This window comes from Bradyrhizobium sp. LTSP857, from assembly GCF_000938285.1.
GTDB lineage: Bacteria > Pseudomonadota > Alphaproteobacteria > Rhizobiales > Xanthobacteraceae > Bradyrhizobium.
In genome coordinates this window covers 78,492-103,828 of sequence record NZ_JYMS01000024.1, presented here as the reverse complement: position 1 = coordinate 103,828, position 25,337 = coordinate 78,492, and the positions used below count along the sequence as shown (strand labels likewise).

23 protein-coding genes are annotated in these 25,337 nt (G+C 64.7%); 8 read left to right on the top strand and 15 right to left on the bottom strand.

All coding sequences use genetic code 11. The features are described from left to right. The first annotated feature begins 31 nt into the window (after positions 1-31). The 3 genes from UP06_RS12845 to UP06_RS12835 all read left to right on the top strand — a co-directional run bounded on the left by UP06_RS12845 (position 32) and on the right by UP06_RS12835 (position 4,114). Entirely contained in the window at positions 32-1,558 is a 1,527-nt protein-coding gene (locus tag UP06_RS12845; protein ID WP_045002943.1) for a sugar ABC transporter ATP-binding protein, read from the top strand. Next, positions 1,555-2,616 (top strand): ABC transporter permease, encoded by a 1,062-nt coding sequence (locus UP06_RS12840; RefSeq protein ID WP_045002942.1) that lies wholly within the window; start codon positions 1,555-1,557, stop codon positions 2,614-2,616. Before UP06_RS12845 ends, UP06_RS12840 begins: the two co-directional genes overlap by 4 nt. 148 nt (positions 2,617-2,764) lie before the next feature. After that, positions 2,765-4,114, top strand: a complete 1,350-nt coding sequence (locus UP06_RS12835; RefSeq protein ID WP_045002941.1) for a carbohydrate porin — start codon at positions 2,765-2,767, stop codon at positions 4,112-4,114. Between the two features lie 86 nt (positions 4,115-4,200). Here UP06_RS12835 and UP06_RS12830 read toward each other — a convergent pair whose 3' ends face one another. Further along, positions 4,201-5,088, bottom strand: coding sequence for a VOC family protein (locus tag UP06_RS12830; protein WP_045002940.1), 888 nt, complete (start codon positions 5,086-5,088; stop codon positions 4,201-4,203). 172 nt (positions 5,089-5,260) lie between these two features. On the opposite strand from UP06_RS12830, the gene UP06_RS12825 reads away from it, so the two are divergent. Next, a complete protein-coding gene (locus tag UP06_RS12825; protein WP_045002939.1) occupies positions 5,261-6,448 on the top strand; it encodes a CaiB/BaiF CoA transferase family protein in 1,188 nt (395 codons plus the stop codon). 230 nt (positions 6,449-6,678) lie between these two features. On the opposite strand, the gene UP06_RS41465 is transcribed toward UP06_RS12825, so the two are convergent. Next, positions 6,679-6,849 (bottom strand): hypothetical protein, encoded by a 171-nt coding sequence (locus tag UP06_RS41465; RefSeq protein WP_197087206.1) that lies wholly within the window; start codon positions 6,847-6,849, stop codon positions 6,679-6,681. On the opposite strand from UP06_RS41465, the gene UP06_RS12820 reads away from it, so the two are divergent. Beyond that, the gene (locus tag UP06_RS12820; RefSeq protein ID WP_045002938.1) at positions 6,848-9,967 is read left to right on the top strand and encodes a DEAD/DEAH box helicase; all 3,120 of its coding nucleotides are present in this window, start codon (positions 6,848-6,850) and stop codon (positions 9,965-9,967) included. The genes UP06_RS41465 and UP06_RS12820 overlap by 2 nt on opposite strands. 13 nt (positions 9,968-9,980) lie before the next feature. Here UP06_RS12820 and UP06_RS12815 read toward each other — a convergent pair whose 3' ends face one another. Genes UP06_RS12815 through mdcA form a run of 7 tightly spaced genes read right to left on the bottom strand, consistent with a single transcriptional unit; the run spans position 9,981 to position 15,986 of the window. Continuing rightward, the gene (locus UP06_RS12815; RefSeq protein WP_050031609.1) at positions 9,981-10,901 is read right to left on the bottom strand and encodes an acyltransferase domain-containing protein; all 921 of its coding nucleotides are present in this window, start codon (positions 10,899-10,901) and stop codon (positions 9,981-9,983) included. Further along, positions 10,901-11,749: a triphosphoribosyl-dephospho-CoA synthase MdcB gene (mdcB, locus tag UP06_RS12810; RefSeq protein ID WP_045002937.1), complete on the bottom strand. Its 849-nt coding sequence runs from the start codon at positions 11,747-11,749 to the stop codon at positions 10,901-10,903. The genes UP06_RS12815 and mdcB overlap by 1 nt, the downstream gene beginning before the upstream one ends. Beyond that, positions 11,746-12,381 carry a malonate decarboxylase holo-[acyl-carrier-protein] synthase gene (gene mdcG, locus UP06_RS12805; protein ID WP_045002936.1) on the bottom strand — a complete coding sequence of 212 codons (636 nt, stop codon included), beginning with the start codon at positions 12,379-12,381 and terminating at the stop codon, positions 11,746-11,748. Before mdcG ends, mdcB begins: the two co-directional genes overlap by 4 nt. Continuing rightward, positions 12,374-13,114 carry a biotin-independent malonate decarboxylase subunit gamma gene (gene mdcE, locus UP06_RS12800; protein ID WP_045002935.1) on the bottom strand — a complete coding sequence of 247 codons (741 nt, stop codon included), beginning with the start codon at positions 13,112-13,114 and terminating at the stop codon, positions 12,374-12,376. Before mdcE ends, mdcG begins: the two co-directional genes overlap by 8 nt. After that, positions 13,101-14,015, bottom strand: coding sequence for a biotin-independent malonate decarboxylase subunit beta (locus tag UP06_RS12795; protein WP_045002934.1), 915 nt, complete (start codon positions 14,013-14,015; stop codon positions 13,101-13,103). Before UP06_RS12795 ends, mdcE begins: the two co-directional genes overlap by 14 nt. Continuing rightward, positions 14,012-14,329, bottom strand: coding sequence for a malonate decarboxylase acyl carrier protein (mdcC, locus tag UP06_RS12790; RefSeq protein WP_045002933.1), 318 nt, complete (start codon positions 14,327-14,329; stop codon positions 14,012-14,014). Before mdcC ends, UP06_RS12795 begins: the two co-directional genes overlap by 4 nt. 10 nt (positions 14,330-14,339) lie before the next feature. Further along, a complete protein-coding gene (gene mdcA, locus UP06_RS12785; RefSeq protein ID WP_045002932.1) occupies positions 14,340-15,986 on the bottom strand; it encodes a malonate decarboxylase subunit alpha in 1,647 nt (548 codons plus the stop codon). Between the two features lie 193 nt (positions 15,987-16,179). Between mdcA and madL the strand changes: the two genes are divergently transcribed. From madL to UP06_RS12770, 3 genes are read left to right on the top strand one after another with little or no spacing between them, the layout of a single operon-like run. Further along, positions 16,180-16,620 carry a malonate transporter subunit MadL gene (gene madL, locus UP06_RS12780; RefSeq protein ID WP_045002931.1) on the top strand — a complete coding sequence of 147 codons (441 nt, stop codon included), beginning with the start codon at positions 16,180-16,182 and terminating at the stop codon, positions 16,618-16,620. Continuing rightward, positions 16,617-17,381 (top strand): malonate transporter subunit MadM, encoded by a 765-nt coding sequence (gene madM, locus UP06_RS12775; RefSeq protein ID WP_045002930.1) that lies wholly within the window; start codon positions 16,617-16,619, stop codon positions 17,379-17,381. The genes madL and madM overlap by 4 nt, the downstream gene beginning before the upstream one ends. Further along, positions 17,382-18,074 carry a GntR family transcriptional regulator gene (locus tag UP06_RS12770; RefSeq protein ID WP_045002929.1) on the top strand — a complete coding sequence of 231 codons (693 nt, stop codon included), beginning with the start codon at positions 17,382-17,384 and terminating at the stop codon, positions 18,072-18,074. 22 nt (positions 18,075-18,096) lie between these two features. Here the strand turns inward: UP06_RS12770 and UP06_RS12765 are convergent, their stop codons facing one another. The 6 genes from UP06_RS12765 to UP06_RS12740 form a co-directional block, all read right to left on the bottom strand. Next, positions 18,097-18,777, bottom strand: coding sequence for an SDR family NAD(P)-dependent oxidoreductase (locus tag UP06_RS12765; protein WP_045002928.1), 681 nt, complete (start codon positions 18,775-18,777; stop codon positions 18,097-18,099). A 4-nt stretch (positions 18,778-18,781) separates the two neighbouring features. Next, a complete protein-coding gene (locus UP06_RS12760; protein ID WP_045002927.1) occupies positions 18,782-19,987 on the bottom strand; it encodes a sialidase family protein in 1,206 nt (401 codons plus the stop codon). Continuing rightward, complete coding sequence (locus UP06_RS12755) at positions 19,984-21,408, bottom strand: sodium:solute symporter family protein (RefSeq protein WP_045002926.1); 1,425 nt, start codon at positions 21,406-21,408, stop codon at positions 19,984-19,986. The genes UP06_RS12760 and UP06_RS12755 overlap by 4 nt, the downstream gene beginning before the upstream one ends. Before the next feature lie 302 nt (positions 21,409-21,710). Beyond that, a complete protein-coding gene (locus UP06_RS12750) occupies positions 21,711-22,859 on the bottom strand; it encodes an amidohydrolase (protein ID WP_045003052.1) in 1,149 nt (382 codons plus the stop codon). A gap of 103 nt (positions 22,860-22,962) precedes the next feature. Next, positions 22,963-24,051, bottom strand: coding sequence for a mandelate racemase/muconate lactonizing enzyme family protein (locus UP06_RS12745; RefSeq protein WP_045002925.1), 1,089 nt, complete (start codon positions 24,049-24,051; stop codon positions 22,963-22,965). Positions 24,052-24,125: 74 nt separating this feature from the next. Beyond that, entirely contained in the window at positions 24,126-25,319 is a 1,194-nt protein-coding gene (locus UP06_RS12740; protein ID WP_045002924.1) for a M20/M25/M40 family metallo-hydrolase, read from the bottom strand. Positions 25,320-25,337 lie beyond the last annotated feature (18 nt).

Here is a 25,337-nt window from a genome sequence, read left to right as displayed (position 1 = left end):
CAGCCGCCGGGCGTCGAGTGGGAGGAAATGAATGGCGGAAATCCTGTTCGAACTCGCCGGGATCAGCAAGTCCTATCCCGGGGTCATGGCCCTCGACGATGTCAGCCTGCGGGTATACCGCGGCGAGGTGTTGGGGCTGATCGGCGAGAACGGCGCCGGCAAGTCGACGTTGATGCGCGTGCTGGGTGGCGTGATCGCGCCGAGCGCGGGCGTGATCCGTATCGGCGGCGCCGACCATGCCCATATGACGGTCAGCGAGGCGACGCAGGCCGGCATCGCCTTCGTGCATCAGGAACTGAACCTGTTCGAGAATCTCGACGTTGCCGCGAACGTCTTCATCGGACGCGAGAAGCTCGTCGGTGGCCCGCTGAAGCTGGTGAACAACGCGGAGATGCGCGCCCGCGTGACGCCGCTGCTGGAGCGGCTGGGCGCAGATTTCACCCCGGACACGTTGGTCGACAATTTGTCGATCGCCGAGCGTCAGATGGTGGAGATCGCCAAGGCGCTCTCGATCGACGCCCGCGTGATCATCATGGACGAGCCGACCTCCAGCCTGACGATTTCGGAGACTGAACGCCTGCTGGAGGTGATTGCCGATCTGAAGGCGCACGGCATCGCGGTGATCTATATCTCTCACCGGCTCGGCGAGATCATGACCTGCGCTGACCGCGTCGTGGTGCTGCGCGACGGGCGCACGGTGGGAGAGCTGGCGCGGGGCGAGCTGAGCCATGCCGCAATGATCCGGCTGATGATCGGCCGCGACCTGAAAGCGCTGCATACGCCGCCGAAACGGCCGCCGCAGCCGGGCGGCTGCGACATCGTCGGCCTCGTGACATCAGCCTTTCCCGACCGGCAGATTGATCTTTCCGTGCGGCATGGCGAGATCCTCGGACTGGCAGGGCTCGTGGGCGCTGGTCGCACCTCCCTTGCCCGCGCGGCCTTCGGCATTGATCCGCTGCTGGGTGGCGAGATCAGGATCGACAACGCGCGCGTCGATGTCGCATCGCCGCGAGACGCGATCAGGCAAGGCATCTATCTGATGCCGGAGGACCGCAAGAAATCCGGGCTCGTGCTGGAGCTGCCGATCCGGGAGAACGTGACGCTGGCGAGCCTGCTGGATCATGCGCGGATGTGGCTGGTCAGCGGCGCGGCCGAGCGCAAGGTCGCAAAGGAGCAGGTGAGGCGCCTCTCCATCAAGGCACCGAGCATCGATATGGAGGCCGTGACGCTCTCCGGTGGCAACCAGCAGAAAGTCGTGCTGGGCAAGTGGCTTTCGATGCAGCCGCGCGTGATGTTCTTCGACGAGCCGACCCGTGGCGTCGATGTCGGTGCCAAGAGCGAGATCTACGCGCTGATGCGCGAACTCGCCGATCAGGGCGTCGCGATCGTGATGATCTCCTCGGACATGGAGGAGGTCATCGGCGTCTCCGACCGGGTCGCGGTGATGCATGAAGGCAGCGTCAGCGGCGTGCTGGAGCGCTCGCAGTTCAGCGAATACAACGTGTTGCGGCTCGCGATTGGCCAAGCGCTGGAAACCTTGGAAGCGGCCAGGCCATGATCAAGAAGGAATTCGGCCTAGGCCTGCTGCTGGTGGTGATTGCCGCCATCACGGGCGCGATCAATCCGGCCTTCTTGTCGCTGGTGAACTTGCTGAACATGGCCAATCTGATCGGCCTGTTCGGTGTGTTTGCGCTCGGCGAGGGGCTCGTGATCATCACCGGCGGCATCGACCTTTCGCTCGGCTCGATGTTCGCGCTGCTCGGCGTCGTATTCGTTGATCTTCTGACAACTTATCAGGTTCCTTGGCCCTTAGCGCTGCTGGCCGTGTTGCTGGGCGGGCTGGCGCTGGGGGGCATTCAGGGTTTCCTGATCACCCGGTTGAAAATGCAACCCTTCATCGTCACGCTGTGCGGGTTGCTGATCTATCGCGGCGCCGCGCGCTACTATACGTCCGACTCGACACGGGGCTTCGGATATGGCGACGAGGCCGGGACACTGGGCAACATTGCCTCCGGCAATGTGGCGGGCATCCCGAACACCTTCATACTTCTGATTATCCTTGCGCTGGTGCTCGGCGTGCTGCTGCACCGCTCGGTCTACGGGCGCTGGCTTTATGCTGTCGGCAAGAACGAGGAAGCGGCGCGCTTCTCCGGCATCAACACGAATCTCGTGATCGCAACCGCCTATATCATCAGCGGTGGGCTCGCCGGAGTTTCAACGGTCCTCTTCGTGTTCTACACGAACTCGGTGTCTCCGAGCTCGTTCGGCAATTTCTACGAGCTCTACGCGATCGCGGCTGCCGTGCTGGGCGGGTGCAGCCTGCGCGGTGGCGAGGGCTCCATTCTCGGTATCGTGCTGGGGACAGCGCTGCTGCAAGTGTTGCAGAACCTCGTGAATATCCTGGGCATCCCCAATTCTCTCAACTTCGCGGTGATGGGAACGGTGATTCTGATCGGTGTGTTGGCGGATCAACAATTGCAGGCCCGAAGGCGGCGCAAGCTGGCGCTGGCGGGCATCGCCCGCACGGCGCCGAAACCGACGCTTGTACAAGGACAACAGGGCGCATCATCGCGCGGCGTGGACGCGTTGCCGGCGAGGACGGGCGACCAGGTATGACGGATCCAGGCTCCAGTTGACACAAGACCGCTTCGTCGGCGGCCGGCGGCCGTGTGTGCTGGGGAAGGAGCACGTTCCAGGCTCGAGGGCTTGGGCAGGAGCGTGAGGCAAGAACAACAAAGCCTGAGACTGCGGGAGGACGAGAAAAATGTTGCGCAGGTTTGTAAACATCGCTGGTGCGTGCGGTGTCGGGATCGCCTTTTCATCGCTGCTTGGCGGTGCAGGACATGCGGCCGATTTTTCGACGAAAGCTGCACCTCTTCCTTATGCGGAGACCGACGATTTCTGGACGAGACCGTATCTGTTCGGCGATCTCGGCAGGACGCAGCTGAAGGAGAAGGGTATCGATCTGGGCCTGACGCTGGGCAACGAATCTGTCGGCAACGTCACGGGTGGAAGCAAGAACACCGCAGCCAACGCCGGTCAGCTGTGGTTTGGCGCGAAGTTCGATATGGGGAAGCTTGCCGGCATCCAGGGCGGCACCGTCGGCCTTACGCTGGTCGACCGCTTCGGCCGCAATCTGAACGACCAGGCCGGCATTCCCGCCTTGCAACTGACCAACGAAGTGTTCGGCCGCGGCAACATTCTGCGCCTGACCCAACTCTACTATTCGCAGAAGCTTTTCGATGACCGCCTTGAACTCAAGGGCGGCCGTCTTCCCGTCGGCTCCGACTTCTTCTTCGGTCTGTGCGAGTTCATTAACCTGACCTTCTGCGGCGGCCAGCCCGGCAACATCCAGGGTGGGTACATCTATAACTGGCCGGTAAGCCAGTGGGCCGGTGTCGTCCACTACAAGGTGGCTCCGGAATTCACGGTGTCGGTCGGCGTCTACGACGCCAATCCGAATTATCTGACGACGGACCAAGCGACCACCTACTTCTTGCCGGGCATCCCCTCATCAAACCCCGCCAGTGGCGTGATGGTGCCGGTGGAGTTGGTCTGGACGCCCAAGGGTCCCCTAACCGGGACCTGGAGACTTGGCGGCTGGTATGACAGCGCATCGACCATCGATGGTGGCCTTCCCGGTATCATCTCCACCATCCCGGGCGTCGGTGGCGTCCCGGATCAAAATCTTGGGGATCAGAGAGGTCGCTTCGGCGTCTACGAGTCGATCCTGCAACGGTTGACTGTTGACGGTCCCGGCGCGGTGGGTTGGTACACCTTCCTCAATACGACTGTCGCCGATCACCGGACGTCGTACCAGGACTACCAGATCGCCCTCGGCTTCCGGCATACCGGAACGTTCGCTTGGCGTCCCCAGGACGAAGTCGGCTTCGCCGTGGGCACCACCCACGTGAATTCGGCTGCGCTGAGCCCCAATGCCGACGGCAACGAAGTTCCGATCGAAGTCTGGTACGGCTGGCAGGCGACCGGCTGGCTGAACCTCAAGTTCGATGCGCAGTATGTGATCAATCCCGGCGGGCGCGGCTATAACGCCGCGGGCGTGAAGACCGACAACGCCGTGGTTCTTGGTATGCGCACCGAGGTCCACTTCTGATGTGACGCTCACCCGTCTGGCAACATGCGGCGGCCCCGCTCGGCGGAGCCGCCCGGCAACCGAGACTCGCGGGACTTGGCTATTGCCTATCCCTCGTACTGATCCGGCCCCATCGCCCACGATGCCTGATCGTGGCCGTACGCGTAATTGCGGTTGTTGACCACCGGATTGCGATTGACCATCGGCCGCATGAACATCGGGTGGGTCGCGCTGCGCACCTCGTGCTCGACTGTGAACAGTGGCTTGCCGCTGCCGAGATCGACGATGTCGCAGAACCGGTACTGATACTGATTGTCCTCGCGCGAGATCAAATTGCGCGCGAGCAGCCTGCGGTACGGGCCGGAGAAGTCGGTGATGTACATTTGCACATGGTGGCCGTCATAGTCGCCCTGCGGCCGGTCGCTCTCGCGGAACAGCAGGTGCTGGTCGCGGCCCGTCTTCACCGCTGCAACCGTGCCGTCTCCATTCCACAAGTCCGTGGGCATGCCCATGATCTCCGGATAGAAGGCGCAGATCGCTTGCGCCGTCCCGACAGGCACCTCGAACTCGACATAGGGGATACCGAGCGTGATGCGCCCGAAGCGCGCCGCGTCCGGTTCATAACAGCGCAGGCGGTTGCCCCACGGACAGGTCGCCTCGACATAGCCATTGTGCTCGGCGAATTTGAACGCCGTGCCCTCGAGCTTCTTGGCGACTGACGCCAATCGTTGCAGCAACGCTTCACGGCCCTCGATGACCAGCCCGACATGGCCGCGCAGCACCTGCGGTCTGCCGCCTGGCAGGTGAAACTGGCTCCGTCCGGCATTGATCCACATGTTGGTGTCGGACACCATCAGATAGGGATCGCGGGTGAGCCCGAGCCCCGCGACGTAAAACAGCGCGGCGAGGCGCTGATCCGGAACCTGGATGTTGACGTGCTCGAAATGAATGGCGTTGCCGAGATCTTCTGCGGATCGATCGAATTGTTGCGGCATGGATCTACGCTTCTGGCTGGAGGAACGGACTGATCCATACTAGAGCAGAATTTCCGCCAGCCGAAACGGTTGGATGATGACATCTTGAAGGCAGGGCATCTGTGCGCTGCACCTTGCCGTGGCAGGCATTCCCTGTAATCTGACCGGAAAGATAGAGGGAAAGAAGAGATCGATGGGGGGAGTTCTGGAGGGCGTGCGCGTCCTCGATTTCGGGCGCTATATCGCCGGGCCGTATTGCGCGACACTGCTGGCCGAATTCGGCGCCGAGGTCATCCGCGTGGAGAAGCGCGACGGCAGCGAGGATCGCTTCGTGGCGCCGGTCGGCGAGGGCGGTGAGGGCGCGCTGTTTCTCCAGGTCAACCGCAACAAGAAGTGCATCACGCTCGATCCGATGAAGCCGGAGGGCCAGGAGGTGATGCGCCGCCTGGTGGCCACCGCTGACGTCGTCGTCGCAAATTTGCCGCCGCAGACCCTGCGCGCGATGAAGCTCGATTACGACTCGTTGAAGGCGATCAAGCCCGACATCATCCTGACGACGGCAACTGCCTTCGGCGGACCGGGGCCATGGTCGGACCGCGTCGGCTTCGACGGCGTCGGCCAGGTCATGTCGGGTTCGGTGTACATGACCGGTGCAGGCGATCCGCCCTACCGCGCCGCGGTGAACTGGGTCGATTTCGGAACCGCGCTGCATTGCGCGTTCGGAACGCTCGCCGCGCTGATCGAGCGCGGCAAATCCGGGCGCGGGCAGATCGTCGAGGGCGCGCTGCTTGCGACCGCATTGTCCTTCACCAACGCCACGCTGATCGAGCAGGCGGTCATCGGCGTCAATCGCGTTCCGACCGGCAATCTCGGCCAGACGGCCGCGCCCGCCGACATCTACCGGACCAAAGACGGCTGGGTGCTGTGCCAGGTCACCGGACATCCGCTGTTCAAGCGCTGGGCCAAGCTGATGGGTGAGGAGGAGCAGTGGCTGAACGATCCGCGCTTTGCCGACGACATCAGCCGCGGCAACAACGGCCCCATCATCAGCGAACGCATGGCGCGCTGGTGCAGCGAGCGCACCACGCAGGAGGCTGTCGATACCCTGGGCAAAGCGATGATTCCGACCGGGCCGGTTCTGAGCCCGCAACAGGCGCTGGATCATCCGCACATTCGCGCCGCCGGCTTCTTGCAGGACGTCGACTATCCAGGCTTGCCGAAACCAGCCCCGGTCGCGCGCGCCGCCGTCCGGCTGTCGGAAACGCCGGGTGAAATCGCGACGCGTCCGCCAATGCTCGGTGAGCACACCGATGTTGTGCTGGCCGAACTCGGCTATGACGCGGCTGCGATTGCGGCGCTTCGGCAGAGCGGCATCATTTAGTCGCGAAGTTCTGGCAAGGTAGAACAAGGGTAGAAATAGGCGCGCACGTCTGCTAGACGACGCTTGTCCTCGCGCAATTGTTCGCGTTTGCCGGCAATCGGCACGCCGCGCGCGAGTTGATGGGAGGCGTGCGCTCGCACGGCAGATCCCATATGCATGACGCCGCACTGCCGAATCGACATGAGTTCGGCGCGCGTGCGATTGACGATCGTTGACGACCAGAAACGGATTCACGTGCGGCATTCCAAGAAAACGCGCCCTGCCAAGAGCTCGACAAAGAACTCGACAAAGAGCTCGGCAAAAAAGAACTCGCCAAAAAAGAGTTCGCCAACGAAGAGTTTGCCAAAGCAGGGCAAGGGCTCGCAACGCGCCACGATCTCGTCATCGTCGCCGCTCGGCATGATGGCGCTTCATCTGCTTGCGCAATGGAAGCAGTCTGGCCGCAGCGGCCTCGTGTTCCTCGCCGAGAGTGAGAACCGGGCGGAGCGGCTCGGTAGCGTCATTCACGCGCTCGACCCGTCCTGCGAGGTCCTGGTGTTTCCGCGCTTGAACACCTTGCCGTTCGATCAGTTGGAGCCGTCTCGTGAAATCGCAGGGCGCAGAGCCGCGGTCCTGAGACGTCTGGCGAAATCCAAACGGCCGATCTTTCTCGTGTCGACGGCGGAAGCGGTAATGGAGCGCCTGCCATCGCCGGCGAGCCTGTCGCGCCTGCATATGAGTTTGAAGGTCGGCGGTGCGTTCTCGGAAGCCGAGCTTCGCGTGCGTCTCGCGGCGCTGGGTTACGATTCTGATGACGAGCCGGATTATCCGGGCGGCGTGCTGTTTCACGGGCAGACGTTCGAGATATTTCCGGCCGGTGCGCTGGGTCCGTTCCGGGTCGAGCATTCGGGGCGCGCGATCAATCGGATCGTGGCGTTCGACCCGAAAGAGCACGAGATCATTTTCGAGACGAAAGAGCTCCTCGTCGATCCCATGTCGGAGCGGCTCGGCTTCGCCGGCAAGCGGGACAAGCGCGCGACGCTGTTCGACTATTGCGGACGCGCCAAGTGGATCGCGGATTCGGGCGTCCCGCTGCATGCCGACGGCTGGCTGAGCACGATCGAAGACGCCGCGGGCCGCGTCGAGCGAGAGCGCGAATATCTGGGGCCGCGCGACTGGAAGCAGGCCACCAAGGGCATGAAGGTGTTGGCACGGACGGCTCCGTTCCAGCCCACGCCGGAATTCTCGAAGCTGACATCCTCTCGGAAAGCCTTTCGTGCCTTCGTCGAGGAGACGCGGGGCGATGGTTCGCGCCTGGTCTTCATCGCGGCGCAGGAGGAGGATCTGCGTGCGATGGAGCGGATGAGCGGCGTCAAGGCGGAGCGTCTTTCGGATTGGGACGAAGTGACGAGCAGCCGCAACCGCGAAGTCGCAATGCTGGCCGATCTCGATGCGGGCTTCGTCGTGCCGGGGAAAAAGGCTCTTGTCGTGGTGACGGCGTCCGACGTGCTCGGGAGCAGGGCCCATCACCCGCAGCCGATGGCCAAAGCCTGGAGCACCGCTTTCGACCATGCCGATGTGCCGGAACAGGGCACGGTGATCGTTCATCTCCAGCGTGGCCTCGCCGTGCTCGATGGCTTGCAGACTGTGAACACGGGCGGCGGCGCGTTGCGGGAGATGGTCAGGCTGTCGTTTGCGGGAGACGATGCGGCGCTCGTGCCGCCGCCCGATCTGGCCCTGATGTGGCCTTACGCGGCGGAGCGGGGCAAGCTGGCGCTCGACAAGGCGGATGGGAGCCATTGGTGGGCCCGCCGCACCGAGGCCGAGCGCGAGATCCAGATCGCCGGCAAGGTGCTTGCCAAACACATCAGCCAGCGCCGCCGGCGGCGGGCTGCAAAGCTGGTCCCAACGGGTGCGGTCTACGAGAAATTCGTTGCGCGCTTTCCCTATTTCACGACGGCCGATCAGGCCAAGGCGATCCGTGACGTCCTTGATGATCTCGCGTCCGGTCACCCGATGGACCGGGTGATCTGCGGCGACGTCGGATTCGGGAAGACCGAGGTGGCGCTGCGGGCGGCAGCCGCCGTGGTGCTGTCGGGAAAGCAGGTGGCGATCGCAGTGCCGACGACCGTACTGGCGCGGCAGCACGTCGCGACGTTCCGCAGGCGTTTTGCTCCGTTCGACATCGAAGTGGGGATGTTGTCGCAGGCCGTGTCAGGCGCCGAGATGCGGGAGACGAAGGAGGGCTTGCGAAGCGGCCGGATGAAAGTCGTGATCGGAACCCAGGCTCTCGCCGCAAAGGACGTGAAGTTTGCCGATCTCGGCCTCGTCATCATCGACGAAGAGCAGCATTTTGGCGCGGCCGAAAAGGCAAAACTCTCCGGGCTCGCCAAGAATGTTCATACGCTCTGGATGAGCGCCACACCCATTCCGCGGACCCTCGCCGCAGGTCTCGCCGGCTTCAGGGATTTGAGCATCATCGCCTCGCCACCGCTTTATCGGCTCCCGGTCGCAACCAAAATCGCTCCCTTGTCGGATGCCGCGATTGCTTCGGCGTTGCTGCGGGAGCAGAGGCGCCACGGGCAGAGTTTCCTGATCTGTCCGCGCATCCAGGATCTGGAGCCCATGCTGGCACGGGTGCAGGCGGTGGCCCCCGATCTTCACATCGTCTGTCTCCATGGCAGATTGCCTGCCGACGAGATTGACGACCGCATGATGAGCTTCGTCGAGGGCAGGGCCGATGTTCTGCTCGCCACCAACATCGTCGAGAGCGGCCTCGATATCCCGCGTGCCAATACGATCGTGGTCTGCTGGCCCGAAAAGTTCGGCCTTGCCCAGCTTCACCAGCTGCGCGGCCGGGTGGGGCGTGGCGGAATACGCGCCTTCGCATATCTGTTGACCGAGTCGGCCTCCGAACAGTCCGAGAAGCGGCTCGCTGTGCTCGAGGAGTTTAACCGGCCGGGCGCGGGTTTTGCCATCAGCGAGCGCGACCTGGATCTCAGGGGCGCAGGCGACCTGTTTTCGGAGCAGCAATCCGGCCATGTCCAGGTCTTCGGACCCGTGCTCTACAGCCATCTCCTGAAGATGGCGTCGGAGAAGGTCGATGACGGACGGGCCGCGGTTTGGGTGCCCGACCTCAATCTGCCGGTCGCGGACATGCTTCCGGAGACTTACGTGCAATCCGAGCCGGTGCGGCTCGAACTCTATGCCCGTGCCGCACGGTGCCGCAGCGAGGACGAGCTTGACGATCTGGAGGAGGAAACCTCCCGCCGGTTCGGCCAACTGCCGCCGGGGGCCAGCGACTTCTTTGCAGCAGCAAGACTGAGGCTCGCTTGCAAGCGCCGAGGCATCATCCGCCTGGACGTTGGCCGCGAGGCGGTGGCCGCGACGTTCCTGCCCGGGCGATTGCGGAAATCCAAGGGGAAGTCCACGGGGCGGTCGCTGCAACGCGACGGCGATCGTGTCGTCTACCACAGCCCGATGCGCGATGCGCCGTTCGACAGGGTCGAGGAATTATTCGATCATCTCGACGAGGCGTGATGACGGAAGGCTACTATTCGGATTCAATCCAGTGGCGCAGGCCCTCGATGGTGCGAAATCCATCGGCGGCGTAGCAGCGGATGTCGGGGAGGAAGGCCTGCATCATTTCGGCGAGCGCATGTCCCGGACCGAGGTCCAGCACCCTGCTGACCCCCAGCTCTGCCAGGGCCTCCAGCGTCGCCGACCAGTCGATGGGGCGCGCGACCTGGCAGGCAAGCTTTGCTGTTGCATCGCTTGCGGAGAAGATGCGCTCGCCGTCACCTCCGGCGAGCAGGATCCGCTGGCTTGCGATCGGGACGCGCCTGCTGGCGTCGAGCGCCTGTTGCAACGGTTTGCAGGCGCGCGCGAGCCGTGACGTGTGCGATGCGATCTTCACTGCGAGAAGACCGCTGCGTGCGGCGCCCTGTCGGATTGCCGCCTCGCAGAGGTCGATCACATCCTGCTCAGAGCCTCCGATCACGACAAGACGATCGGGATTCCTGATCGCGACCTCGCAGCGATATGTATCGAGCAGGCGTTCGAGCGTGATCTGGTCAAGGCCGCGGACATAGCCGAGGCGACCATCCGGTCCGGCCGCACTGTCCATCAGCTGCGCGCGAACGTCCGTCAACCGCAACGCTTCCTCGGCCGTCCATATTCCGGCAATGCTCCAGGCCGCCATTTCGCCGACGCTGTAACCTGTGACGGCGGTTTGCTCGGTCAGCAGGTCGGCAATGCAGGCGTGGATCGCCAGCGTCGATGTGACGGTCAGGATCTGGCTGACATGGTTGGCGGATAGCTCGTCCGTGCCTCGCGTCCTAACAAGATTCCGCGGATCTTCGCCGAGACAGGCGGTTGCCGCAGCAAAAACTGGCGCTACGGCAGGTTGATCGGCGACCAGATCGAAGATCTTGTCCGAAAGCGTACCTTGTCCGCCGCAGAGCAGTGCCAGCATCAGCGTTCCAGCCGATCGACAAACAGGGCCATGGCGAGCAGATCCGCCGAGCCGCCCGGACTGAGATTGCGCGCCACGAATGCGTGATGAATATCGACGGCGCGCGTGCGCCACCCGGCAGACCCGACGCCTCCGGCGGCGAGGAATGCCGATGCACTGGCTTGCGCGAAGCGCAATCCCTCGGGCCCGCCCCGGTGCAGCAGATTGGTGTCGGCAACATTGGCGATCAGCGCCATGCATGTCTGAATGCGCACTGCTTCCTCATCACTAGGCGCGCGCGTTCGCGCTGCACGCAGCGCGGGCAGCGCGATGTCATAGACCGACGGAAAGCCATCGGCAGCTTCCGCCCTGGCGCCGCCGGCGCCGTAGCGCCGCGCCGCCACCGCGCCATGGCTGCGGAGCGATATGGGGCCGGACAGGATGTCGTCGCCCCAAATTTGCGATACCGCATCGCCGAGCGTCTTGCGAAGGCCGGCCGCACTGCGAAAGCCGGCCGCGGCGCAGAGCAGGCCCAGCCCGAAGATCGCGCCGCGATGCGTGTTCACACCTGCCGTTGCCGCGAGCATGGCACGTTCGGCGGCGACTCCGATCGCGCGCAGCCGGCTCATGCCGGCGCCCTCAGTGCCGGCGACCGCCAGATCGCGGAAGAATGGAGCGAGGGTATCGGCACTTCGGCACAGCAGCTCGGCGTCCATGTCGCTGTGCGCGCCGTTGTCGATGTGGCTGACGAGCCCCGGCTTTGGATGGGTCTCAACTTCGAGCTTGAGACAAAGCGACGCGAGATGACCGATCTGCTCCGCATGGAGCTCGCGGCCCGGCAGCGCCTGCCATCTCAGCGCAATGGTCATGGCGTCCCGCCTGCGAGAAAAGCAGCTCTCGTCATGCTGTGGACGCCGCTCAATCCCTTCACGAGAACGTCGTCCGAATCCGCGCCTGTCAGTTCACGCCATTGCACGCCGCCCGCGGTGCAGATGATCTCTCCGTCGAGCCGCATCGGCGCCAGGTGCGCGATGCCGGCGATCTCGAGGGGCAGGGTGCTCGCCTGCGCCGGCCACAGCAGGTCGAGGTCCGAGTGATCCGAAAGATAGGGCAGGCCGGTGAGATGTTGCCACGCCAGGCTGCCAAACGTCCGCGTCTCCGGACACAGGCGGACAAGGCGGTCGATCGTGTCCTGCCACGTCGAAGGGGCGGACGCTGCCGCGTCGGCCAGCAGTGGAGGCGGCTTGCGTTCGATGATCTCGCCGGCATCGAGCGCGATCGCGATGCGCCGCTTGCCGTGAGACGGCGGCAGCGGCAGGCCGAGCGGAATCTTTCCCGCGGGATCGCTGCAGCCTGGCCGCCGCACGATGAGCGGACGGCCGGCACGCGCCCAGCCTTCGACGATCACGTGCTCAGCGAACTCCGGATGCCGCGCCATCACCGCGGTCCAGGCTGCCGCGGAAGTCTTCACCATCGTATGGCGTTCGAGAGCTTCAGCCATGTTGCCCCCCCTGATGCAGGGCCGTAGCGAGCGCAACGACCCGATCGGCAATCTCGGCTGCCTTGAGACGTCCACCTCGTACGGCGCCAAGCCGGGCGCGATCATCCCGTCCTGCCGGGCGCGCCAGCACGGCCGCAAGCTGCGGCGCCAGCGGCGCAGTTTCGTCCCAGACGATTTGAATGCCGCCGGTGCGGACCATGTTGTCGAGCCCGGGCGCGAACACCGGCGTCGCTTCCGCCTTGGCCTTGAGGACCTCGATCGGAAGCTTGGTGACCCGCGCCATCGACGGCAGATCCATCACGGCGGGATGCGCGCCGGGAAGCGCCACCAGCGTGCCGGTGGACAGCGCGGTGGCGATGAACGCGCCGGCCGCGCTGCCGCCGTAGAGCAGGCCGACAGTGCGGTGACCCTCTGCCTCCGCCAGCAGCAGGGCCTTGGCGAGATGCGCGAGGTACTCGCTGAGGCCGAGCAGCTCGTCGCGCCGGCTCATGCGCTGGCTGGCGGAATCCACCAGGACCAGGATCGGAGCCCGGTCTTGCGATCCGATGATCTCGATCACATGCCCTGCGAGCACGATCGCTTCGTCCACGCCAAGGTTCTGTCCTTGGGTGATGCCGAGCACGTGGATCGGCCTGCCATCAGGCAGCGTCGCATTTCCGGCAAGGATCGCACCGGCAATTTCGATGTCGCTGCCGTTCGGAAACAGGCTGGCCAGAATCTCATCGCGCGTCATCGGCGTTCTCCCTCTTGCCTGCCGCGCGAAGGAACGCGTCCGTTGGAAGAGCAGGGATTTCGGTCGGCGCATCGAGCCCGAGCGCCTGCCAGATCTCGACGGCGTCCTTCGCCTCGCCGAAACGTTGCAATCGCCGCTCGAGGCGCTTCTGCTCGGCTTCGAGAACCGCCTCGTCGTATCCTCGCTTGCCCCTGAGCGCTCCGATCGCAGCCTGGCGAAACGCAAGCGCCTCGTCGTCGACGAACATGTCGGCGCCGCCGATGAGATAGCGGTGCTTGCCGCCCATGGTGCGCCAGACCAGCGCACGGTCGCGCGAGTCGAACTCCTCGATGCCTCTGTTGGTCTCGATCACCTCGGGGCCGCTGACGCTGATCCGCCCCTGCTCCGACACGATCAGGCGCGAGCAGGTGCCGGCGATCAGGCTGCCGCCGCCGTAGCATCCGGCGCGTCCGCCGATCAGCCCGATCACGCTGATGCCCGCGCGCCGTGCCTCGACGACCGCGCGCATGATCTCGGCGATCGCGAGCTCGCCCGCATTGGCCTCCTGAAGGCGCACGCCGCCGGTGTCGAACAGGATCAGCACCTCCTGATGAAGTGCGCACGCTGCGCGCAAGAGTCCGGTGAGCTTGGCGCCATGGACTTCACCGAAGGCGCCGCCCATGAAGCGTCCCTCCTGTGCGGCAACGAGCACAGGGGAGCCCTCCAGGCGGCCGCGTCCGACGACGATGCCGTCGTCGAACTGCTCCGGCAGGTCGAAGATCGAAAGATGCGGACTGGTCTCCCGCAACTCGGGGCCGATGAATTCTTGGAAGCTATCGGTATCGACGAGAGCGTCGATGCGCTGCCGGGCGCTCGCCTCATACCAGCTCAGCAAGCCAGTGTTGGCTGTGGCGGCTGTCATTGTTCCGGCTCCTCGATCTTGCGGACGCCTTGCGCGAGGCGTAGCGCGACCGTGTCGGGCCGGGCTCCGCCATCATTGATGGAGATGCGCAAGCCACCGGCCGACCGGCGCGCGGCGAAGTCGCGGACCACGGCGTCCCATACGAGGCCGAAGCCATGGGCCGCCGTCGCGATCTCGATCGTGCAGACATCGGCCGGTGAGGTCCGTTCCAGCAGGACTTCGAGATTGCCGGAGGCGACGACGCCGACGATCGCCTGCGTGCGGGTGCCGCCGGCGCTGTTCGGGGAAGACAGTCTGAAGCTGAGCTTTTCCATGCAAAACTCCTCACCAATTGCGGAAGCGACTGGGCGGACGGTAAAGGCCGCCGGATGCCAGCATGAGATCCTTGATCGAGCGGGCCGCCAGCAGACGCCGGTCGGCGTCGAGCGGGTCGATGCCGAGATCTTCGGGGCGCCGGATCACACCGCGCTGCCTGAGCTGCTCGACCAGTTTTGGATCGCGGGCCCTCCCGATGTCCGTATATCCGGCAACGCCGCGTATCGCCTGCTCGCGCTCGTCCTTGGTCCGGCACATCAAGAGATTGGCGATACCCTCTTCGGTGACGATGTGCGTGACGTCGTCGGAATAGACCATCACCGGCGCGAGATCGAGGTTGAGCGCGCGCGCCAGTTCGAGCGCGTCCAGCCGCTCGACGAAGAGCGGGGCGTTGCGATCGCCAAAGGTCTCGCCAATCTGCACCACCAGCTTGCGGCCGCGGCGCAGTGCCGCGGGGGCGTCGGGCGCCGCCTCGGCGCCGGCCTTGAGCCAGGGTTCGCTCGGGTGGCGGCGGCCCCGCGGATCGGAGCCCATGTTGGGCGCACCGCCGAATCCGGCGATGCGGCTGGTCGTCACCGTCGAGCTGTGGCCCTCGAGGTCGATCTGGAGCGTCGAGCCGATGAACATGTCGCAGGCATAGAGGCCCGCCGTCTGGCAGAAGGCGCGATTTGATCGCAGCGACCCGTCCGGCCCGGTGAAGAAGATATCCGATCGCGCGGCGACATAGTCCTCCATGCCGACTTCCGATCCAAAGCAGTGGATCTGCTCGACCCAGCCGTTTTCGATCGCCGGGATCAGCGTTGGATGCGGATTGAGCGCGAAGTGCGTGCAGATCTTGCCCTTGAGGCCGAGCTTCTCGCCGTAGGTCGGCAGCAGCAGCTCGATCGCGGCGGTGTTGAAGCCGATGCCATGATTGAGCCGGCGCACGCCATAGGGCGCGTAGATGCCTTTGATGGCGAGCATCGCCGTCAGGATCTGGGTCTCGGTGATGGCAGCGGGATCGCGGGTGAAGAGCGGCTCGACATAGAAGGGACGGCCGGCCTCGACGACGAAATGCACGAGGTCGCCGGGAATGTCGACCCGCGGCACCTTGTCGACGATCTCGGTGACCTGCGCCACGACGAGACCGTTCTTGTAGCTCGTCGCTTCCACGACCGTCGGCGTGTCTTCGGTATTGGGGCCCGTATAGAGGTTGCCGTCCTTGTCGGCGCTCACCGCGGCGATCAGCGCGACGTTCGGGGTGAGATCGATGAAATAGCGGGCGAACAGCTCGAGATAGGTATGGACGGCGCCGAGCTCGATCTTGCGGCCGAACAGCATCTTCGCGATGCGCGCCGCTTGCGGACCGGAGTAGGAAAAGTCGAGCCGCCGCGCGATGCCCTTCTCGAAGATGTCGAGGTGCGCGGGCAGAACCACGCCCGACTGCACCATGTGCAAGTCATGAACCTCGGCAGGGTCGAGGTTCGCGAGCGCGGAAGCGAGGATGTCGGCCTGCTTCTGATTATCGCCCTCCAGGCACACCCGGTCGCCTGACCTGATCACCGCCTTGAGAAACGCGGGCAGGTTTGGGAGCGGGACGGTCTTGCCCTTGGCGTGCCGACGGCCGGCCGCGAGGCGCTCTCCCAAGACGGCCTTTTGCATACCCCAATCGCTCATCTCGGCTCCTTGGCATGCGCAATCAGTTTCAATGACGTTTAGTGTATGCGTATTGCCTTCGAAAGTCAACCGGTGTATGCACTAAGCCATAAGCGATGGATATTCGCATACATAGGAGGGAATTTAAGATGCGATTGCATACAAAGCGTCCGTATCCAGGGGTTGGCTCCTCGCTCACCGAGAGGAGGCGCCCGTGACAATTTCCGGCGTTGCACTGCTCGCGATCTGCACCCTTCTCGGCGGCCTGTTGGGAGACCTGCTTGGTGTCGCCCTCGGCGTGAAGGCCAATGTCGGCGGCGTCGGCATCGCGATGATGTTCCTGATCGCGGCCCGGCTTTGGCTGATGCGGCATGGCCAGCTCAGTCACGGGCTCAAGACCGGCGTCGAATTCTGGGGCAGCTTCTACATCCCGATCGTGGTCGCCATGGCGGCGCAGCAGAACGTTGTCGCTGCGGTCAAAGGCGGACCGGTCGTCGTCATCGCGGGAATCGGCGCGGTCATGGTGTGTTTCGCGATGGTGGCCCTGATCGGCCGGCTCAGCGGCCGTGTCGAGACGATGGACGAGATCGAAGCGCGAGAGGCCGAGGCACTCGCGGCGCCTGTACCTCACTTCAAGTCCGGGAGGATCGGATGAACATGATATCTCACGTTCTCGCCGCCAATGCGCTGATCACCGCTTTCGCGGCCGTGGGGATCCTGATGTGGATATCCGGAGCAATTTCGAAATACCTCACCTTCGGGCGGATCCACGCCTCCGCGATCGCGATCATGCTCGGCCTTGCCCTGGCCTTTTTCGGGGGGCTGGCCACCGGTGGCGAAAAGGGTGTGGCCGACTTCCCGGCGCTGGCCGGGGTCGGCTTGATGGGAGGCGCAATGCTGCGGGATTTCGCCATCGTCGCCACGGCCTTCGAGGTCGACGTCGTCCATGCGCGCAAGGCTGGCGCGATCGGCGCGATCGCGCTTGGACTGGGAACGGTCGTTCCGTTCATCCTTGGCGTGTTCGTTGCCGCGGCGTTCGGCTATACCGATGCCGTCTCGATGACGACGATCGGTGCGGGCGCGGTGACCTACATCGTCGGCCCGGTCACGGGGGCGGCGATTGGAGCATCTTCACCGGTTATTGCGCTCTCGATTGCGACCGGTGTATTCAAGGCAGTGATCGTTATGATCGGTACGCCGTTCGTGGCGAAGATGATCGGCCTGAACAATCCGCGCAGCGCAATGGTGTTTGGCGGCTTGATGGGAACGGTCAGCGGCGTGTCCGGCGGGCTTGCGGCGACCGACCGGCGTCTGGTGCCTTATGGTGCGTTGACGGCGACATTCCACACCGGATTGGGATGTCTGGTCGCGCCGTCGATCCTTTACTTCGCGGTGCGCGCGATCGTAGGAGAGTGAATGGCGGGTTTGTTCAAGGTCGCAACCGAAGCCGAAGACGATGGGGGGCTGCTCTCCGATCGGATCCGGAACGCGCTCACCGACGAGATTGCATCCGGTGCGCTCGTTGCCGGGTCGGCGCTCGAAGAGCAGCAGCTTGCCGATCGTTTCGGCGCTTCCCGCACACCGGTGCGGGAAGCGCTTCGCCAACTTGTGGTCGGTGGCCTCGTCGAAGTGCGCGGGCGTCGCGGCCTGGTCGTTGCGCGGATGACGCCGGAGCGTATCATGGACATGTTCGAGACCAGCGCCGAGGTCGAGGCGATGTGTGTCCGGCTCGCGACCTATCGCATGACCCCGCTCGAGCGCAGCGATCTGATCGAGCTTCACGACAGCTCGATGGCGATGGTCGAGGCGCGAGACGTCGATGCCTACGATGCTTTCAACCGGCAGTTCCACGAAGGCATCTACCGCGCGACGCACAACGCATTTCTCGCCGAGCAGGCGCAGGATGTCCGTTCGCGGCTCAGTGCCTTCCGCCGCACGCAATTGCGGCAGGGCGATCGCATTCGCAGGTCTCGGGACGAGCATGACGCCATCATGCAGGCGATCGCCGAAGGGGATGGCGATACGGCTTCGCGCAGAATGCGTGCGCACATGTTGAATGCCGCCGCAGCGCTTCGGCGTTACATCGACGATCGCCTCGGACCAGGCTGATCGTCGGCGGCCGCCGGCGAATTCAGAGCGAGCTGCCGCCGCAGATGACGAGTTGCTGGCCCGTGATGGCCGCAGCGTCTGCTGAGAGCAGGAATGCCACGGCGCCTGCGACTTCCTCCGGTTGAATGAAGCGGCCGATCGGCGGCAGTTTTGGCGCGACATTGGCACGCGTCGGATCCTTCAGCATCGGCGTCTCGGTCGCGGCCGGCGCGACGACATTGACCGTGATACCTTTTGGCGCGAGCTCGATCGCCCAGGACCGCGCGAGCGCGACCAGTGCTGCTTTTGTCGCGGCATATTGGCCGCGGCCGGCCGCGCCCGATGCGGTGCGGCTGCCGATGAAGATGATGCGCCCGCCCTGCGGCAGGCGCGGCGCGAAGGCGTTGGCGAGACGCTCGGCGACATCGACATGCAGCCGCCACATCGCGGCGCCGTCGTCATGGCTGAGCGATCCGAGTTCGCCGACCTTGAGCATGCCTGCGGCATGAACGAGCGCAGTCGGCGCGAGGTGCGCGACGGCGTTTGCAACGCCGTCGACATCGTTCAGGTCAAGCGACAGATGATCAAACGCCGGATGATCGAACGGCCCGGGGCGGCGGCTGATCCCGGTGACGCGCCAGCCGTCGCGCAGCAGTCGCTCGACGATCGCAGCGCCAATCCCAGAACTGGCGCCCGTGACGAGCGCGTGCGGCCTCTTGTCCATGATCTCAGTCCCGCGTCACCCAGGGTTCGGTCACGCGCACATATTTGATCGCGCGGCGATGGAAGGTAAAGGCCATGTGGATCGCACCGTCGGCGGTCTGCTTGACCGAAGGATAGGACAGCTCGCGGTTGGTCTGGTCGCGCGAATTGTTGGTCATGCAATAGCCGTCGCCGGTCTCGACGTTGCGTCTGGTCCAGCTCCGTCCGCCGTCAGCCGAAATCGCCAGTGTCATCGGCGCCCGTGGCGCGCCCCAGAACGCGGTGCGTCCGTCAGCCTTGCCGCCGTCGCCGGCGAGAACCGGCGGAAGGTCGTCCTCGATTTCGTCATAGAGCGAGAGGCGGCGCCCGGTCGCATCCTTGGCGCTGGAATCGTTGAAGACCAGCGCGAGATGGCTGTTGCCGAGCCGCGTGACCTGGATCGAGGAGTTGTTGTTCGGAAGCGAGGTCGCCACCGGCGCCGACCAGCTGCGGCCGTGATCGGTGGACCGGCTCTGATAGATGTTGTCCGCCCAGCGGCTGCGGTACAGCGCGATCAGCGCGCCGTCGTCGAGCCGCGCGATGCTCATATGCACGCAGCCGCGGCTGCCGGGGACGTCGACATCGCGCCAGGTCGCACCCGCATCGGACGAGATCTTCACCGCGCTGGTGTCCTCGTCGCCGTTCCATTTCTTACCCGGCGTGCTGTGGCAATAGAACACCGGCAAGAGCCAGTCGCCATTGTCGAGTACGACGATCGGCTGCCGGATGAAGGTGCCGCGGCCGCGATGCTCGGGAAACAGCGTCTCGATCGGGCCCCAGCTCTTGCCATGATCGCGCGAGATGCGGCGGCGGATCAGCGCGGTGTCCTGGTTGCCCGCCAGTTGCGCCGTCCACATCAGCCACAGCGTGCCGTCCGGGGCAGGGAACAGCACCGGGTTCTGCTCCGAGCGGCCGCTATCGTCGGACAGCTTCTCCGCCCGCGACCATTGCGTCGCGCCGCGGGGAAGCCGCGAGAAATAGACCGAGATGTCCGACATGCCCTCCTGCGTGCCGCCGAACCAGACGCAAGCCAAATCGCCATTGGCGAGCGGCATCAGATTGGCCGCGTGGTTCTGCACGCAAGGCGAGGGAATGAAGGCGTCGAACCGGTCGGGATCGCCGGCAGCCTGGCGAACGGCGCCGTCGGCCGCGATCTCGATGTCCGTAATCGCGACCTCGGTATCGATGGTCATGTCGAAGTCCTTTCCACCAATGTTGGCTGCGCAGGCTGTGCCGGGGCGGGCGTGCGGCCCAGCAGCAGGCGCTCGAGTGCCATCACGGCCAGCGGCGTTGCGGCTGCGATATACATATTGTCGATGCCGAAGGGGTTGCCGAGCACGTACCAGATCGTGGTCGAGACCGCAGCGCCAATCAGGCCGGCGGTGGCGCCGCGGTTGCTGGCAAACAATGGCAGATAGAAGCCCATCATCGCCACCATCGTCACCGACAGGCGCAGTGCGCGCGTGAAGAACGACAGCTTGAGGATTTCAGGGATGAAGAAGACGAACACCAGCGGTGCGATGCCGATCACTACCGAGAACACACGCGTCATCTTCAGCTCGCGCTCCGGCGTCGGTTTCCAATAGGGCACATAGAAGTCGCGCACCACAAGCGAAGCGATCGCGAGCGCCACGGTGCAGACGCTGACGAAGATCGAGGCGACCAGTGAGGTCGTCACGAAGGCCGAGGCCAGCGGCGGCATCTTCTCCAGGAACACCGGCAGCGCGTAAAGGCTGTTCATGTCGGGATAGAGAAATTTCGCGGCGACGCCGATCAGCGCGAGCAGGAAGCCGAGCGGGAGGCAGAACGCCGCCGCATAATAGGTCGCCTTGCGGGCGTCGTCCGCGCTTGGCGTCGAGGAGATCGCCTGCACGATGAATTGCGTCGAGAAGATTGCGCCGACCGTGCCGAAGGTCCAGGCGAAGATGGTCGTGAAGCCGATCTTGCCGTCCCAGCTGAAATAATAGGCCGGCAGCTTGGCCTGGATCGGCGCGATGCCGCCGGTCAGCGACATCGCAACGGAAAAGATGATGATGATGCCGACGACCTTGAAGGCGCTGTGCAGGATCGTCACCCAGGCGACGCCCTTCAATCCGCCGAACACGTAGTAGAAGGTCGAGACCACTGCGATGACGCACATCGCAACGGGCATGCTGACATGCAGCGCGGTGACGATCGCCGCCGCCCCGCTGACATAGTTGCCGACATTCACGAGCAGAAGTGCGTAGATCATGATCACGGACACCGTGAGCATGGTCGACTTGCCGTATTTCTGCGCGATCGCGGCCGAGATGGTGTATTCGCCGGAATTGTAGAGCTTCTTCACCATCAACACGCCGAACAGCAGGAAGCCGAGCGAGGCGCCGAGCACGGCCCATCCGGCCGCCATGCCGGACTGAAACGCTTCCTGCGCGGTGCCGACGGTCGATTTGGCGCCGACGAATTCGGACATCATCAGCACGCCGACGACCACGGCCGGCATCGCGCGCGAAGCGGTCATGAACTGGTCGCTGGTCTTGCTGCGCAGCCTGAACGTGAGCCAGGACGTGAAGGCGATGTAGGCGACGATCATCGCGATGATGAGCGTGCTGTCGCCCGTGAGGATGGCTTGCATCGGTGACGTTTCCTCTGGTGACGCGGACGCGGTGTTGTGACCCCGCTTTGCCCGATTGGCGCGTGTTCGGAATGCGAACAAATGTTGTTGATGATTATTAAACCCGCCCGGGCGCCGTGCGTCAAGCGCACGCCCGCGAGCCGGCGGCGCGACGCATCCCGCCGGCCGGCATTGCTGCAGTATGTTCAGAGGGTTGCTGGTGAGAGCGTTTTCGAGCGAAGTGGATGCCGGCTCGCGTAACGAAAACGCGTCAAAACAAGAGTCTAGAGCCCCGTTCCGATTCTATCGGAACGGAAATGACTCTAGTTCGCCGACAGCGCCGTCCTGGCGACCTCGGCCATCCAGCCGGATGCGACCGGTAAAATCGCGTCGTTGAAATCGTAGCGCGGGCCGTGCAGTTCGGCGCCGTCGCGCAAGGGTCCATTGCCGATCCAGACAAAAGCGCCGGGGCGCTGGGCGAGGTAGAACGCAAAATCCTCGCCGGCCATGCTGGGCGCGAGATCGCGGCGCACGCGCGCCTGCACCTTGTCGGCGGCCATGCGCGCGAGGCCGGCTTCCTCCGGCGTGTTGATCACCACGCCGACGCCCATGACGATCTCGGGCGTGACCTTGACGTCAAAGCTGGTCGCGATGCCGGCGCAGATCTCGCCGATCCGCGCGACGATGGTGTCCTTCACGGCATTGCGGTGATGCCGCAGCGTGCCGCGGATGGTGACCTTGCCGGCAACCTGGTTCGGCGCCGTGCCGCCCTCGATCGTGCACAGCGAGAGCACGGCGGTGTCGAGCGGATCGACGCTGCGTGAAACGATCGATTGCATGGCGACGATCAAATGCCCCGCCGCCATCACCGGATCGCGCGTCAGATGCGGCATGCCGGCGTGTCCCGCATGGCCTTCGATGGTGATGGTGACGCGCCCGCCGGAGGCCATGACCACACCGTCATGCACCGCGATGGTGCCGGCCTCAAGTCCCGGCCAGTTGTGGAAGCCGAACACCCGATCCATCGGGAAGCGCTCGAACAGCCCGGCCGCGACCATCGCGCGCGAGCCGCCATAGCCTTCCTCGGCCGGCTGGAAGATGAAATCGACCGTGCCGCTCCAACTGGTGTCGGCCGCCAGCAGCGCGGCGGCGCCGAGCAGCGACGCCGTGTGCCCGTCGTGCCCGCAGGCGTGCATCACGCCGGGATGTTTCGAGGCGTAGGCGAGCCCGGTATCCTCGGTGATCGGCAGCGCGTCCATGTCGGCGCGCAGGCCGACGCGGCTCTGCGCAGACCCTCGCGTCAGTGTCGCGACGATGCCGTGGCCGCCGACACCGGCCTCGAAGCCAATGCCGAGCTCGGTGAGCTTTTCCTGCACGAAGGCGGCGGTGGCCTTCTCCTGGAGAGACAGCTCGGGATGCGCGTGAAGGTGCTGGCGCCACGCGGTCAGTTTCTGGTGCAACTCGGGGGTCAAGGCGTGGCTCTTTCCGATGGTGTCAGCTGCTGCCAGCATAGCGGATTATCCGCCCCCTGCATCAAGCGCCTTGGAATGCCTCGCGTGCAGCAACGCGTGCCGCTTAAGGCGAAAGCTTCGCCAGCCCCTTCCAGTCAAAGCTGATACCGTGGCCCAACCGCGCCGGGGCCAGGGCCTTGCCGTCCTCCAGCACCAGCGGATGCTCGATGTACTTGTCCAGCCCGAAACCGTGCGCTTCGAGATAGGAGCGGTTCGGGCAGGCCGCGAGCAAATGCACGGTGATGTCGTGGGCGCCGTGGCTGGTGACGGGCAGGTTGAAGGCCTCCGCCAGCCGCGCGATCTTCATGAACGCACTCACGCCGCCGCAATTGGTCACGTCGGGCTCGGGATAGGAAACCGCACCCGCGACGATGTAATTCTTGAACTCCCACAGCGAGCGCAAATTCTCGCCCGCCGCGATCGGCACGCCGCCGGCCTGCATGATGCGCGCATGTCCCGCGACGTCGTCGGGGATGATCGGCTCCTCCAGCCAGGTCAGGTCGTACGGCACGAAGGCACGGGCGGCGCGGATGGCGTCCTCCACCGTCCACTTCATGTTGGCGTCCGCCATCAACGGAAAGCCGTCGCCGAGATGTTTGCGCATGCTAGCTACGCGCGCGACGTCGGATTTGAGGTCGGGCCGGCCGACCTTCATCTTGATGGCGCGAAAGCCTTTTGCGAGATTGCCGTCGGTCTGCTTCAACAGCGCCTCGACCGAGAGATCGAGATCGATGCCGCCGGCGTAGCACGGCACGCGCGCATCAAAGCCGCCGAGCAACTGGTACAGCGGCAATTTCGCGCGCCGCGCTTTCAGATCCCACAGCGCGATGTCGAGCGCGGAGAGCGCCAGCACTGCCGGCCCGCCGCGGCCACCATAGTGCAGGCCCCACCAGACGTGATGCCAGATGGCTTCTGTATCGTCGGCCTCACGTCCTTCGACGAGCGGCGGGATCTCGCGTTTCAAAATGTCGGCGACAGCGCCGCCATTGCGTCCCACCGTGTAGGTGTAGCCCACGCCCTCGGCGCCATCGGCATCGCGGATGCGGCAGGTGATCAGCTCGAACGCCGCGATCTCGCCATGGGTCGAGTCGGAGAGCGTGACGGGGAGGGGGATCCGATAGAAGCCGGTCTCGATCTCAGCGATGCGTGGCATGTAGCCTCCCTGCGTTTTCTTTGCAGGCTAGGCCGGCGTGCGCTGCTCGGCAAGCGCGAGCAGCGCAACGCACCTCACCGCATCGTCGCAAGCTGCACGGCCAGCGCGCAGGCGCGATCGTATTCGTCGAGATTGATCCACTCGTCGATCGTGTGCGCCTCGTTTTGACCGGCGCCGAAGGTCACGGTCGGAACACCATGACGCACCATCCAGTTCGCATCGAGGCCGCCATTGGCGGCGCGGACGGCCGGCGTGCCGCCGACCGCGGACACCGCCTCGATCGCGCGTTTGACGACGGGGAGGTTCTCCTTCATGCGGAACGGATAATAGTCGGTCTCGGCCTTGAACTTGACCTTGCCGGACTTGCCTTGCGTGTTCGTCACCTTCTTGGCCGCCTTCTCGAACGCCGCCTTGTAGGCCTTGGTGATCTCCTTGAAAAATTTCCCGTCATGGCTGCGGCTTTCGCCGCGCACATGCACATAGTCGGTGACGACATTGGTGGCGTCGCCCGCGGGGCGGCCCTCGCCGCCGGTGACGGGGCCGACATTGCTGGTGCCTTGCTGCTTGCCCTTCACCACCTTGCCGAACCAGCCGCCGGCCTTCACCTCGGCAAGCGCGAGCGCCATGATCATGGTCGAGGAGATGCCGCGCTCGGGCGCGACGCCGGCATGGGAGGCGCGACCAAAGATCTCGACGTTCCAGCGGTCCGCGCCGACGGCGCCGATGGTGACGTTGGAGGCGGAGCCGCCGTCATAGTTGAAGGCCATCGTGGGCGAGCCGAGCTCGTCGAGCTTGACGTGGCGTGCGCCATAGAGCCCGCTCTCCTCGCGCACGCAGAACAACAGCGTAATCGGCGGATGATCGAGCTTCTGCTTTTCGAGTTCGGCCGCCAGCGTCACCAACACGCCGCAGCCGCAGCGATTATCGCCGCCGAGCGCGGTCTTGGCGTCGTTGACGATCTTGCGGCCGGATTTCTTCGGCTTGGCGCCGGCGCACAGCGGCACGGTGTCCATGTGGGTCATGAACATGATCCGCGGCTGGTTGTGCAGCGCGCCGCGGCCGGGCAGGTCGACGATGAGGTTGCCGGTCTCGGTCGGCACCGGAATGCGCGTGTTGGCATCGTCGAGCCGGATCGCCTTGGCCGGCACGCCGCTTTCCTTCAGCGCGGCGGTGAGCTCCCGCCCGATCGCCGCCTCCTGTCCAGTCACGCCCTCGATGGCGAGGAAGCGCATGAGGCGGTCGGTGGCGGCTTTGGTGTCGACAGGCATGATTCATTCCCTTGATGC